The organism is Pseudomonas sp. MYb185, from assembly GCF_002979975.1.
Classification (GTDB): domain Bacteria; phylum Pseudomonadota; class Gammaproteobacteria; order Pseudomonadales; family Pseudomonadaceae; genus Halopseudomonas.
Window position 1 is genome coordinate 1 of record NZ_PCQD01000019.1, and the last position, 12,615, is coordinate 12,615.

The 12,615-nt window shown below is 56.1% G+C and carries 12 protein-coding genes; 1 reads left to right on the top strand and 11 read right to left on the bottom strand.

Features of this window, described 5'->3' with window-relative positions; genetic code table 11:
- Positions 1 to 16: 16 nt before the first annotated feature.
- From pgi to CQ007_RS17910, 5 genes are all read right to left on the bottom strand, one after another.
- On the bottom strand, positions 17 to 1,633 hold the full coding sequence (gene pgi / locus CQ007_RS17890) for a glucose-6-phosphate isomerase (protein WP_105647203.1): 1,617 nt from the start codon (positions 1,631 to 1,633) through the stop codon (positions 17 to 19).
- Positions 1,634 to 1,748: 115 nt separating this feature from the next.
- On the bottom strand, positions 1,749 to 3,044 hold the full coding sequence (locus CQ007_RS17895; protein WP_105647204.1) for a UDP-glucose/GDP-mannose dehydrogenase family protein: 1,296 nt from the start codon (positions 3,042 to 3,044) through the stop codon (positions 1,749 to 1,751).
- Positions 3,045 to 3,054: 10 nt separating this feature from the next.
- On the bottom strand, positions 3,055 to 3,942 hold the full coding sequence (gene galU, locus CQ007_RS17900; RefSeq protein WP_105647205.1) for a UTP--glucose-1-phosphate uridylyltransferase GalU: 888 nt from the start codon (positions 3,940 to 3,942) through the stop codon (positions 3,055 to 3,057).
- Between the two features lie 201 nt (positions 3,943 to 4,143).
- A complete protein-coding gene (locus CQ007_RS17905; RefSeq protein ID WP_105647206.1) occupies positions 4,144 to 4,479 on the bottom strand; it encodes a nucleotidyltransferase domain-containing protein in 336 nt (111 codons plus the stop codon).
- Positions 4,476 to 4,895: a nucleotidyltransferase substrate binding protein gene (locus CQ007_RS17910; protein ID WP_105647238.1), complete on the bottom strand. Its 420-nt coding sequence runs from the start codon at positions 4,893 to 4,895 to the stop codon at positions 4,476 to 4,478. Before CQ007_RS17910 ends, CQ007_RS17905 begins: the two co-directional genes overlap by 4 nt.
- A gap of 202 nt (positions 4,896 to 5,097) precedes the next feature.
- Between CQ007_RS17910 and CQ007_RS17915 the strand changes: the two genes are divergently transcribed.
- On the top strand, positions 5,098 to 6,369 hold the full coding sequence (locus tag CQ007_RS17915; RefSeq protein WP_105647207.1) for a DUF2235 domain-containing protein: 1,272 nt from the start codon (positions 5,098 to 5,100) through the stop codon (positions 6,367 to 6,369).
- A gap of 51 nt (positions 6,370 to 6,420) precedes the next feature.
- On the opposite strand, the gene CQ007_RS17920 is transcribed toward CQ007_RS17915, so the two are convergent.
- Genes CQ007_RS17920 through tviB form a run of 6 tightly spaced genes read right to left on the bottom strand, consistent with a single transcriptional unit; the run spans position 6,421 to position 12,444 of the window.
- Complete coding sequence (locus tag CQ007_RS17920) at positions 6,421 to 6,993, bottom strand: acetyltransferase (RefSeq protein ID WP_105647208.1); 573 nt, start codon at positions 6,991 to 6,993, stop codon at positions 6,421 to 6,423.
- A complete protein-coding gene (locus CQ007_RS17925; RefSeq protein ID WP_105647209.1) occupies positions 6,993 to 8,009 on the bottom strand; it encodes a glycosyltransferase family 4 protein in 1,017 nt (338 codons plus the stop codon). Before CQ007_RS17925 ends, CQ007_RS17920 begins: the two co-directional genes overlap by 1 nt.
- 4 nt (positions 8,010 to 8,013) lie before the next feature.
- Positions 8,014 to 8,970, bottom strand: a complete 957-nt coding sequence (locus CQ007_RS17930) for an SDR family oxidoreductase (RefSeq protein ID WP_256582330.1) — start codon at positions 8,968 to 8,970, stop codon at positions 8,014 to 8,016.
- Positions 8,960 to 10,096: a glycosyltransferase family 4 protein gene (locus tag CQ007_RS17935; protein WP_218278914.1), complete on the bottom strand. Its 1,137-nt coding sequence runs from the start codon at positions 10,094 to 10,096 to the stop codon at positions 8,960 to 8,962. The genes CQ007_RS17930 and CQ007_RS17935 overlap by 11 nt, the downstream gene beginning before the upstream one ends.
- Positions 10,097 to 10,141: 45 nt before the next feature.
- The gene (locus tag CQ007_RS17940; protein ID WP_105647212.1) at positions 10,142 to 11,176 is read right to left on the bottom strand and encodes an NAD-dependent epimerase/dehydratase family protein; all 1,035 of its coding nucleotides are present in this window, start codon (positions 11,174 to 11,176) and stop codon (positions 10,142 to 10,144) included.
- Between the two features lie 2 nt (positions 11,177 to 11,178).
- A complete protein-coding gene (gene tviB / locus CQ007_RS17945) occupies positions 11,179 to 12,444 on the bottom strand; it encodes a Vi polysaccharide biosynthesis UDP-N-acetylglucosamine C-6 dehydrogenase TviB (RefSeq protein WP_105647213.1) in 1,266 nt (421 codons plus the stop codon).
- Positions 12,445 to 12,615: the final 171 nt, after the last annotated feature.

Sequence of the window (12,615 nt, forward strand, 5' to 3'; positions counted from 1 at the left end):
GAGAGGGGGAGCCCCTTCACTCCCCCAAAATCCGCCTCAACAACCCGGCCGTCGAAGAATCCGCCCCCTCCAACTCCTGCGTCTCCCCCCGAATCCTTGCCAGCGTATCCACCGCCAACCGCTTGCCCATCTCAACCCCCCACTGATCGAACGGGTTGATACCCCAGATCACCGATTGCACGAACACCTTATGCTCATACATCGCAATCAGCGCACCCAGGCTGTAGGGCGTCAGCTCGTCCAGCAGCAGTGTCGAACTCGGCTGGTTCCCCCGATAACGCTGATAGACCGGCATGCTCTCCGGGTCCTTCAACGCAGCGTCCCCCAGCGCCAGCAACCGCGACTGCGCCAGGCAGTTGGCCAACGCCAGCTCATGCTGGGCCACCAGCTCTTCCATTACCTCGTCCCGGGTTTCGTGATAACGCCGCGCCGGCATGATGAAGTCACAGGTCACCGCCTCGGTGCCCTGGTGCAACAGTTGATAGAAGGCATGCTGGGCATTCGGCCCCACATCACCCCAGATGATCGGACAGGTATGGTGCTCCACCAGCTTCCCTTCACGGGTCACGCTCTTGCCGTTGGACTCCATCTCCAGCTGCTCCAGATACAGCGGCAGATGCTTCAATCGCCCATCATAGGGCAGTATCGCCTGGGCGTTAATTCCCAAGATATTGGTATTCCATACGCCGATCATCGCCATCAGCACCGGCAGGTTGGATTCCCAGGGAGCCGACTTGAAATGCTCGTCCATCAAATGCGCCCCGGCCAGCAGGCGGCGAAAGCCGTCCATCCCCGCCGTCAGCGCAATCGGCAAGCCAATCGCCGACCACAGGGAGTAGCGCCCCCCCACCCAGTCCCAGATCCGCAGTTGGTGCTCCTCACTGATCCCCCACTCGGTCATCTTCGCCGCAGCGGAAGACACCCCGAGGAAATGGCAATGCAGCACACCCGGCTTGCTGCCCAGCGTGTGCTGCAACCAATGCCGGGCGGTATCGGCATTGCTCAGGGTATCGATGGTGGTGAACGACTTGGAGGAGATGATGAACAGCGTCGAGTGCGGATTGAGCGTGCGCAGCAACTGCGACAGCTGACTACCATCCATGGTCGAGGCAAAATGCATGTTCAGGCGTGATGAGGTGAGCATGACACTGTCACATAGCGCATCACTGATCATCAGCGGCCCCAGATCCGAGCCACCCACCCCGATATTGACCACATCGGTCACCACCTCACCGGTCACACCGCGCCACTGACCAGAGTGAATCTTGTTGACGATGCGCTCCATCTGCCCCAACTGCTCATGCACCTGGGCGGTGACGTCTTCGCCCCCAACCCGGCACTCGGCCTCCGCCGGCAGCCGCAGCGCCCAGTGCATGGCCGGCCGGCCCTCGGTACAGTTGACCAACTCGCCATTGAACAGCTTGCCGATCCATTCCTGCAGCTTGCTCTGTTTGGCCAGCTGGAACAGATTGGCCAGCGTCTGCTCGGTCAACCGCTGCTTGGAATAATCGAACAGCAAAGGCCCGCATTCGCAATGCAACCGCTCGAAACGCTGCGGGTCCGTCGCGAACAGCTGGGCCAGATGCTGTTCCTTCATGCTATCGGCGTGGTCCGCCAGAACGCGCCAGATCATAATTCTGCCTTTAGTAAAAGTTCTAACAACCCCACGGGGTGTAGCGCCCCGCTCCGCGTTCGAGCGCTACGCCTGAGGCGTCCCTTGTCGTCGCGCAGGTGCGCGACAACCCAACTTAGCGCCTACCTATGCCGTAATAAGTGAACCCACTACGCTTCATATACGCCGGGTCCCACACGTTGCGTCCATCCAGCACCAGCGGGTGGCGCATCTCGGCCTTCATCCGCGCAAAATCCGGGCTCCAGAACGACTTCCACTCGGTCACCAGCATCAAGGCATCCGCCCCGGCAACCGCCGCATAGGGATCGTCATGCAGTACCAGGTCATCCCGCTGGCCAGCCCACTCCGCCAGCGCCGGCAGTGCCCGCGGATCATGCACATGCACCTGCACACCCTGGGCCCACAGCGCCTCGATCAGCTTCAGCGCCGGCGCGTTGTCGATGCGCGAGGACTCGGGCTTGAATGCCACGCCCCAGATCGCCACCTTGCGGCCATCCAGGTGATTGTCATAGTGCCGCCACAACTTGCGGAACAACGCCTCCTTCTGGCGCTCGTTGATCTGCAACACTTCTTCCAGCAACTGCGCCTGCAGACCGCTGTGCTGCAGCGTACTGGCCAGACTCATCACATCACGGGAGAAGCTCAGGCCACCAAAGCCACAACCGGGATACAGATAAGCCTCACCAATCCGCTTGTCCGCCCCCATCCCCTGGCGTACCCGCTCGATATCCACATCCAGGTTGTCCGCCAGATTGGCCATATCGTTCATATAGCTCAGGCGCGTAGCCAGCATGCCGTTGATCGCCAGCTTGGTGAATTCCGCCTCCCGCGGGCGCATCTGCATGATCGCATCGCGGCGGCGGTTGAACGGGCGCAGGATCTCCGCTACCAGGCGTATGGCCCAGGGCAGGTCCGCACCCACCATCCAATGCTCGGCACGGGTAAAGCCATTCAAGGCCGCACCCTCGGTCAGCAGGTCAGGAATACTCACCACTGCCCCATGACGGGAATCCGCCCCCGGTCGCTTCAACAGCGAGGCCTGCAACGCCTCAGTGCTGCCAACCGGAAAGGTCGACTGATTGACCACCAGAAATTCCGGGTCGATATCCGCCCGCAAGGAGTTCACCAACCGGTGCGCCAACTCCAGGGCATCGGGCGACAAGGCCAGCCACAGCACCGTACAGCGCTCATCCGGCAAGGCATCGAGTCCCGCCACAATCAACCGACCCGAGCGCTTCTGCTCGGCCATCAGACTGGCAAGACCCGGCTCACGAAAGGGAAATTCCTCACCGTCCAGCGCATCGGCTATCGGGCCGGCAGGCACATGCAAGGTAACTTGATGCCCAGTGGATGCCAGCGCCGCAGAGCTGACCAGTGCGCACAGCGTATCGCCATACACCTCAATGTACATGGATCAATCCTCAGCCTTGGTAACGCGCCAGCATCGCCCGGAAATCAGCGCCCAACTGCGGATGTTGCAAACCATAGGCGACGGTCGCCTCCAGATAACCCAGCTTGCTGCCGCAATCATAGGAACGGCCGGAAATATGCCAAGCCTCGACACCTTCCCCTTTCATCAGCTCGGCAATCGCATCGGTCAACTGAATCTCGCCACCGGCGCCCGGCTGGGTATTGGCCAACAGCTCGAAGATACGCGCCGGCAATACATAGCGGCCGACAACCGCCAGGTTGGAAGGCGCCTCTTCACGCGGCGGCTTCTCCACCACCCGGGTCATCAGCGCATGATTACCGGCCTGCAGCTCAATGCCACTGATATCCACCACCCCATACTGGCTGACCAGCTCCTCCGGTACCGGCTCAACCATGATCTGGGCATGGCCGCCGGTCTCGATAAAGCGTTGCGTCATCAAACCCAGATCGTTGGTGGCACCCGTACCCTGCTCCACCAGCACATCCGGCAGCAGTACCGCAAAGGGTGCGTCACCCACCACCGGGCGGGCACAATACACCGCATGGCCCAGGCCCAGTGCACGGCCCTGACGCACCGCTGTCACTTTCAGCTCCGGCGGCGCGATGTCGCGCAGCACCTGCAACAGTTCCTTCTTGCCCCGGCGCTCCAGCTCTGCCTCCAGCTCGTAGTTCACATCGAAGTGATCCTCGATGGCCTTCTTGCTGGAATGCGTCACCAAAACGATCTCATTGATCCCAGCCGCCAATGCCTCCTCGACCACATACTGGATCACCGGCTTGTCCACCACCGTGACCATCTCCTTGGGGATCGCCTTACTGGCCGGAAGAAAGCGCGTACCCAACCCAGCAACCGGCAAAACAGCTTTAGTGACCTTCACGGTAACTCCTGATTCTCAATAAGTTTTTTCAGAAAATAAGAAAGCGTAGCGCAGAAAGAGTTCAGACTGAATCTGTACCCAAACCCAGCTTCGCAGAAACGATATGACGCGACTGGCAACGGGAGGGAATCGTTAGCCAAACAAGATGCGTACAACCATCACAACAGTCATGGGGTATAGCGCCCGGTTCGCGTTCGAGCGCTACGCCTGTGTCAAGGCCGCATCATGCTTGACATAAAAGGGAACCCCAACACGCTCGATATGTTCAACAAGCGACGCATTGTCAATCCGGTGCAGCAGTGACAGATCCACCGTCCAGGGCAGCAACAAATCATCGATCTGGTTTTCTATCGTCAACAGCATCGACAGATCCAGCATCTCTCCCTTGATCGTCAGATCGATATCCGATCCAGGTCGATAGTTTCCCTTGGCACGCGAGCCATACAGCAGAACCTCATCAATCTGCGGCCACTGGTTGAATACCTGCGTCAACTGCTCAATCGCCTCGTCAGGCAGACCGTATAGCAAGGTTGTCATATTGCCTCGGCCCTACTCTGCATATCCGTCTCGAACCGAGCGAACAAATCATGATAGCTATTCAGGATCTTATCGGTGATCTCGTTGGCAACAGACTCGTTGTAAGTATGGGCAGACTGATTACGACTCTTGATCATCTCCATCCAGCCTTCCCCATCAGCAATCAGCCCATGTTTGAAGGCATTACGGATAGCGTCCCTGGACCCTGTTATGCCTGGGTTGCCCTGATAGAGAAAGTAGTCCTTCATCACATTCCAGGCCAGTTCAAAGACGAATTCGAACGCCTGAATCACTCCTTGCTTCTCCAAGTCACTCAGGTCCCGGGAATGCGCCAACTCCACCGCGCTAACCAGCCGAGCTCGCGCCCGCTTGAAGTTTGCCAAACGCTGCACCCAGCGAATGTCTTGACCATCCATCACTCTTCTCCCAAAAATTGTCGAGGCAAGCATGAGGCGCACACTACCCCACCTCCACACAAAGTTACACTTAGTGTGACTTAACGTAGAGATAATGCCAGGGGTGTAGCGCCCCGGTCCGCGTTCGGGCGCTACGCCTCCCCCAAAAAACACCAAATGAGCTATACAGAATAATTCCCCCCTCAATGACAAGGAGAAAGTCATGCCCAAAAGAAGACTGGTCTTGTGCCTGGACGGCACCTGGAATTCCAACGACAAAAGCGACAAGGTAACCAACATCGTCAAGCTCCTGCGCTCGGTCCCGGCAGTCGCAGACGATGGCACCAGCCAGGTTCTCTATTACGGACGCGGCGTTGGGACAGCGAAGGGAGAAAAAGTGCGGGGCGGCTTCAGCGGCGCCGGGCTGGATAACAATGTTATCGACGCCTACCGCTTCCTCGGCAACAACTACCAGCCAAGTGATGAGATCTACCTCTTCGGCTTCTCCAGGGGAGCCTACACTGCCCGCAGCCTCGCGGGACTGCTCAACCTGGCGGGCATATTCCACCCATCCTGCCTCGGCGGTCCTCTGGAACAGCTGCTGGACATTCGCCGCTCGGATAAATACGACAACAACGAAGCAAGAAAGACCGCCATAGCCGCGATCGACAACCTCAAGCGCCACGAAAACATCCGGATCAAATGCGTCGGCGTATGGGACACCGTCGGCTCACTGGGCATACCAGGTGACTGGGCCAAGAACCTGTCCTTCGCCTCACGCTGGTACTTCCATGACGTACGCCTGGGGCCGCACGTCGATATAGCACTGCACGCCCTGGCCATCGATGAAAAGCGCGCCGCCTTCCCACCCACCCTGTGGGAAAAACCCATCAATCAGGCACTGCCACCCGGTCAGATAGTCGAACAGGTCTGGTTTCCCGGCGTCCACTCCAACATAGGCGGCTCCTACCCCGACAGCGACCTCTCGGACATCACCCTCGACTGGATGATCAAGCGCCTGCGCACCCACACCGGCCTCGCCATCGAACCCCACGACACCACGCTGGATCTGCAACAACCCATAGAATCACGCATAAACGGCAAAGGCATCGAAAGCCGAACGCTGCTGTACCGCGCCATGCTCAGCCATACCTACCCTTACCTGCGCACAATCTGCGACGTGATCACACCAGCAACCGGCAAGCTCGATGGCCTGATCCGCAACAACGTCAGCCTCACCAACAGCCGCCGCAATTCACCCAACCCAGAAGAAGAAACCGTCAATGAACGCCTGCACATCTCCGCCCTGCAGCGCTGGCAACTGGAGCATGTCCAGCACGACGCGCCAGTGGACAAAGACATTGCCCCGGCACCCTATCGGCCACCGAACCTGACTGCAGTGATCAAGCAGGCACCAGGAAAAACCATTCCGGTAGTCGGCTGGGACGGTGAGCTGATACCACCAGAGCAAGTGCCCTGGCCCACCAACAACTGAATCAGAGCACAGAAAATACCAGCGGCCTCAATGGGGTGTAGCGCGCCTGCGCTACGCCAACACCGTCCCTGGCCCCAGCTTCACCCCCGCTTCCACCACCACGTGATATCCGCAACTACTACCCGCCTGCAACCAAGCCCGCGCCCCAACCCGCACACCGCCAGCCAGTTGCACGCCCACACCTATATGGGACAGTTCTTCCATCACCACATCATGGTCCACCGTGGCATTGGCATTGATGATCGCCCCCTTGCCCACCTTCGACACGGTGCCGACCACCGCACCGGCCATCACGGCAGTGCCAGCACCAACCATTGCGCTGGGGCTAACCCACGCTTTGGGATGCACGACGGAAACCAGTTCAATTCCCGCTTGCTCAATCAGACCAATCCAATGTTCACGTACTGAATTATTACCCACCGCAGCTATGGCACCCTCGCAACAACTTGCAAACTGCGCAATATCTGCAACCTTGCCCCGGACCTCGCAACCCAATGCCTCGGTCACATCCGGCCAGGCGTCATCAAGAAAGAGCACAGCATTCCATTGCCCACCCAACAAAGCCGCCTCGGCCACGGATTTACCATGACCACCTGCACCCAATACAAGCAGAGTACGAGCCATCACGCTTTCTCCAATTGGCCAGCATTGAATTTTACTGCCAGCACAGCCAATGGCAGATAGGCAATCAACAAGCCCAACAACCCATCGATATAACCAAGCGCCACTACACAGGCCCAGGGCAGCAGCCAAAGTACATTGATTGCCAGCACCGCCAGCGTAACCGGTAGATGGGCACCGTATTCACGCGACGCATATTGATAGGCATGACTGCGGTGAGCCTCATACACCTTGTCCCCACGCATCAGCCGGCGCAGCAGGGTAAAGGTGGCATCCAGCACAAATACGCCCAACAGAATCAACCAGGCCCAAAGCAACTGCGGAGCCACCCACGCAGCCTGCAAGGCCAGCCCGCCGAGCATCACCCCCAGAAAACCACTGCCCGCGTCCCCCATGAAGATACGCGCAGGCGGAAAGTTCCAGACCAGAAACCCTACTACAGCAGCACCCAGTAGCAAGGGTGCGGTGGCCAACATCGGTATTCCTACCAGTGCATACAGCAGCCCGCCCCCCACACAAACGGTAATCGCCTCCACACTGGCGATACCATCAATACCATCCATGAAGTTGTACAGATTCAGCAGCCACACCAACATCACCGCTGCCAGCACATAACCGATCAATCCAAGATCAAAGCTCGTACCCAGCAACGCCAATCGTGGCAGCTCCGGCAGCCAGGCCAACAACCAGGCTGCCGCCATGAAGTGAGACAACAGCCGCCAGCGCGCCGCAATATGGCCGTGGTCATCCAAAAAACCGATCACTGCTACCAAAGCGCCCGTTCCCATCAGCCCAATGACCAACGGCCAACTCAACCAACCTTGATGACCTATCAGCGGCAGCACAGCCAGATAGGCCAGGACAATAGCTACACCACCGCCCCGAGGCGTAGGAATTGAATGCGAACTACGCGCATTGGGTATATCCATCAGGCTGCGAGACAAGGCATAACGGCGCAGCATCCAGGTCAATAGCAAAGCAACACTAAAAACACCTGGCAACAAAATCCATAAAGACATGCGATTACTCGTTCAGAAAGGCAGAAGCAGCAGCGCGAAAACCATCATCAACCGACACAGGCGGACTCCAGTTCAAGGTTTCACGTGTATGGCGGATATCAACCTGCAGAGAGCCACATAAACGCTGCGCAACCGCACGCTTGCCCAACATGGCAGCACCGGCTTCAAGCAGCCCGGCAGGTACAGGCAGCAAACGCGCATTCTTGCCCAGCGCCTGCCCCATACGACGCAGCATTTCCGTGGTAGACAAATCCTCTCCATCACTGACCAGGAAGGTCTCATTCGCAGCAGCCGGATGGTCAATGCAAGTCACTATCAGATCCACGAGGTTATCCAGGGAAACCAAGCTACGTTTATTATGAATCGCTCCTAACGGCAACGGCACACCTTTGCTCAACCAACTCATCATGCTGCGAAAATTGGCTTTTACCCCCGGCCCATACACCAGCACAGGACGGATGATGACTACCTCCATTCCGGTGGTTTTGGCAATCTCGCGCAACCCATGCTCTGCTTCCATTTTGGAGACACCGTAAGGGTCTTGTGGCGCAGGAGTGTCAAAAGCCGTATAGGGTTTGTCTGGCTCTGTGCCTTCCCCGTTCACCTTGATAGAGCTGATAAAGATGAAGCGCTTAACACCAGCCTCAGCAGCCTGCCGTGCCAGACTCAAGCTACCATCGACATTAACTTTTCGAAACTCACCCAGCGAATCAGCAGACTGATCGCTCATGATGTGGACACGTGCAGCGCTGTGAATGACCACTTCCTGTCCAGCTACCCCCCTCGCCCAAGGCTGATCGGCAGACAATTCATCAAACTGAAAAATGGGAACTGGTAATATAGCAGCGGATGTGTCCCGAACCGCTGCCGTCATTGTATATCCTCTCCTGTTCAGCAAGTTCAACACTTTCTGACCGATAAAGCCCGTGCCACCCGTTACAAAAATAGATTTATTTTCCAATATTGCTCTCCAGCTCGGCATAAATATCCAAGTGCTGCTGAACAATGTTTTCAATAGCGAACTCACGCTCGGCCATGGCACGGCCTGCCGCGCCCATTTTCTGGCGCAATGCGCTATCCTCAATTAACTTCTGCATCGCATCTGCCAGCGCAATTACGTTTTTTACTGGCACAAGCAGGCCAGTCACGCCCGGATCAATCGCGTCCCTACAACCAGGAACATCAGTAGTAACCACCGCCCGTCCGCAAGCCGCTGCCTCAAGCAATACCTTAGGTAAACCCTCCCGGTAGGATGGCAGCACTACTAAATGAGCGTCAGCAAACAATTCAGCAATGTCTTTACGATAGCCAAGCACCTCCATCAGCCCTTCCTGTCGCCACCTTTCAATTTCTTCACTGGTAATCGAAGTTGGGTTACCGGGGTCTGGATCACCAACGAGCCTGAAAGTCGCCTGTACTCCTCTCTCATGAAGCAGGCTCACAGCCTCAACATATTCATACACACCCTTATCACGAAGTAACCGCGCAGCAAAGCAAACCATAGGCAGTCTGGCAGGCTCAGGAAAAGCTTGATAAGAAGACAGATCAACCCCAGACCCACGGATCATTTTCACCTTAGACCTATCCAATGCCCCAGCAGATAACAGCACATCACGATCATCAGGATTCTGAAAAATGACACGTAGATTTTTCTTTCCAAATGCGAGGCTATACATGATAGATACAACATTACGCACTATCACTGCTTTTCTGCCAGAAGACATAAATACGTAACCAAGGCCCGATACCGCACTTGCCACACCACCTACCGGGGCCAACCTTGCAGCCAAACCACCATAAAGGACGGGTTTGATAGTAACAAGGTGAAGCAAAGTCGGCTTCACCTGCCACAGCAAGCGAACCAGAGAGGAAAATGCCCTGATCTCTGAAAATACATTCTTACCACTACGTGAAAAGGGCAACATATAATGCTCAAAACCTTCGGACTGAATATCCGCAACTTTCGCACCTGGCATGGTCGCGATGAACACCGTGTAACCCGAGGAGCGAGCAGCCTCCGCAACCGGCAACCTATGTGAAATAAAAAATGACGCATCGTTAACGACCATGAGTAAAACTTTCTTCACGCGTCCTCCGCTGTGAGCCTAGCTAATGAATATATGCAGAAATACTCAGCTCCGCTCGCTCACGTTGGCTATATACCAAGGCATGGCAAGCTCAATACCTTCTGCGATCCGGTAATCAGGCTCATAGCCAAGCAGCTTACCGGCCTTGCTCACATCCGCCTGGGAGTGCCGCACATCCCCTGCTCTAAAGTCGCGATAGCTCGGCGCCGCAGTAGGATTAATCTCATTGGCTACCAGCGCCGTGCGAATAGCTTCAAATAACTGGTTGAGAGTGGTGCGGTCACCCACTGCAACGTTGTACACTTGGTTATTCGCTTCAGGATTACTTACCGTGGCGGCCAACAGGTTGGCTTGCACTGTATTGTCGATGTAACAGAAATCACGGCTGGTTTCGCCGTCACCATTAACGAACACCTCTTCCCGTTGAATCATCGCAGCTGTCCACTTGGGGATAACAGCAGCGTAAGCACCCTCAGGGTCCTGGCGTTTACCGAACACATTGAAGTAGCGCAACCCAATGCACCTGAAACCGTAGGTTTTGGCAAACACATCGGCGTACAGCTCGTTCACATATTTTGTCACGGCGTAGGGCGACAGCGGCTTGCCAATATTTTCCTCAACCTTGGGCAGTGCCGGGTGGTCACCATAGGTAGAGCTGCTCGCGGCATAGGTAAAGCTGTTGACAGCCGCATCGCGAGCGGCAACCAGCATATTCAGAAAACCATTAATATTGGTGGCATTAGTGGTGATGGGGTCATTGATTGAGCGCGGCACCGAGCCCAGTGCCGCCTGATGCAGCACGTAATCCACTCCCTCACAGGCACGCTGGCAATCATCCAGATTGCGTATATCGCCTTCTAGAAAATTGAAGCGCGCCCACTGCTCCGGCCTCACCTCCCCCTGCACCTCATCCAGATTGTGCTGGTGGCCGGTGGCAAAGTTATCCAGCCCCACCACGCGCTGATCCAGCTTGAGCAGGGTTTCCAGCAGATTGGAGCCGATAAAGCCGGCTACGCCGGTGACCAGCCAAGTTTTGGGTTGCTGCGGGAGGGCCGCCAATAGGTTTTGATACGCAGTCATGGTTACAACCTCAAGTCACTTTCATCGGCGGCAAGCAGGTACTTCAGGTCATACAGCACATGCTTGTCTTTACCCAGGGCACGAATACCAGCAGCGCCCAACTCCCGGAACTGCTCATGACTGACCGCCAAGATAATGGCATCATAGGCCCCCGCCTGTGGCTCGCTGACCGGTGTAATGCCATATTCATGCTGTGCTTCGGCCACACTCACCCAGGGGTCATAGACAACCGGCTCAACACCATAATCTTCAAGCTCGGCAAAGATATCCACCACACGGGTATTACGCAGATCCGGGCAGTTCTCCTTGAAGGTTAGCCCCATCACCAGAACCTTGGCACCAGCCACGCCAATCGACGCTTTGACCATTGCCTTAACCAGTTGGCTAACCACGTACTCCCCCATGCCATCATTGATGCGCCGCCCGGCCAGAATCATCTCCGGATGGTAGCCAATGGCTTGCGCCTTATGCGTTAGATAGTAGGGGTCAACACCAATGCAGTGCCCCCCCACCAGACCCGGACGAAATGGTAGAAAATTCCACTTGGTGCCAGCGGCCTCGAGCACTGCCTGGGTATCAATGCCCATCTTGTTGAAAATCAACGCCAACTCATTGACCAGTGCAATATTCACATCACGCTGGGTGTTCTCAATCACCTTCGCCGCTTCGGCCACCTTAATTGAGGAGGCTTTGTGCGTACCCACCACGATGATTTCCTGATACAGCCGATCCACCACCTCGGCAATCTCCGGCGTAGAACCGGATGTCACCTTCATGATGTTGTGAACACGGTGCTCTTTATCCCCCGGGTTGATACGTTCTGGGCTATAGCCTGCAAAGAAATCCTGGTTGAACTTCAAACCAGACACCCGCTCCAGCACTGGCACGCAGTCCTCCTCAGTTGCGCCCGGATAGACCGTGGATTCGTAAATCACAATATCGCCTTTTTTCAGTACCTGACCAATGGTTTCACTGGCTTTAATCAGCGGCGTCAGATCGGGGCGCTTATAGTCATCAATCGGTGTCGGCACGGTGACGATGAAACAGTTGCAGTTACGCAGATCGTTCAGATTGGCTGTGCAGCTCAAACCAATGGCTTCTTTCAACTCCGTTTCGCTCACCTCAAGAGTGGAATCTTGACCGGATTGCAACTCGGCAATGCGGCGGGTGTTGATATCAAAGCCCACAACGGGGCGCTTTTTTCCGAACTCAACAGCCAAGGGAAGTCCGACGTAGCCTAGGCCGATGATGGCGAGGTTTAGTTGCATAAAAGCACCATTTATTTAAAATAGAAATTTGATTTAAATTATTCACCAAAGCTTATCGAGCTTAAAATACTGAACAACCTCTCCAGCTCTCACAGCCCAACGCCACAACAAATTTTAGCAGCCTCCTTTGTTCAGCTTAAAGCACCAGCGCACTTCAAAACCACCATACAA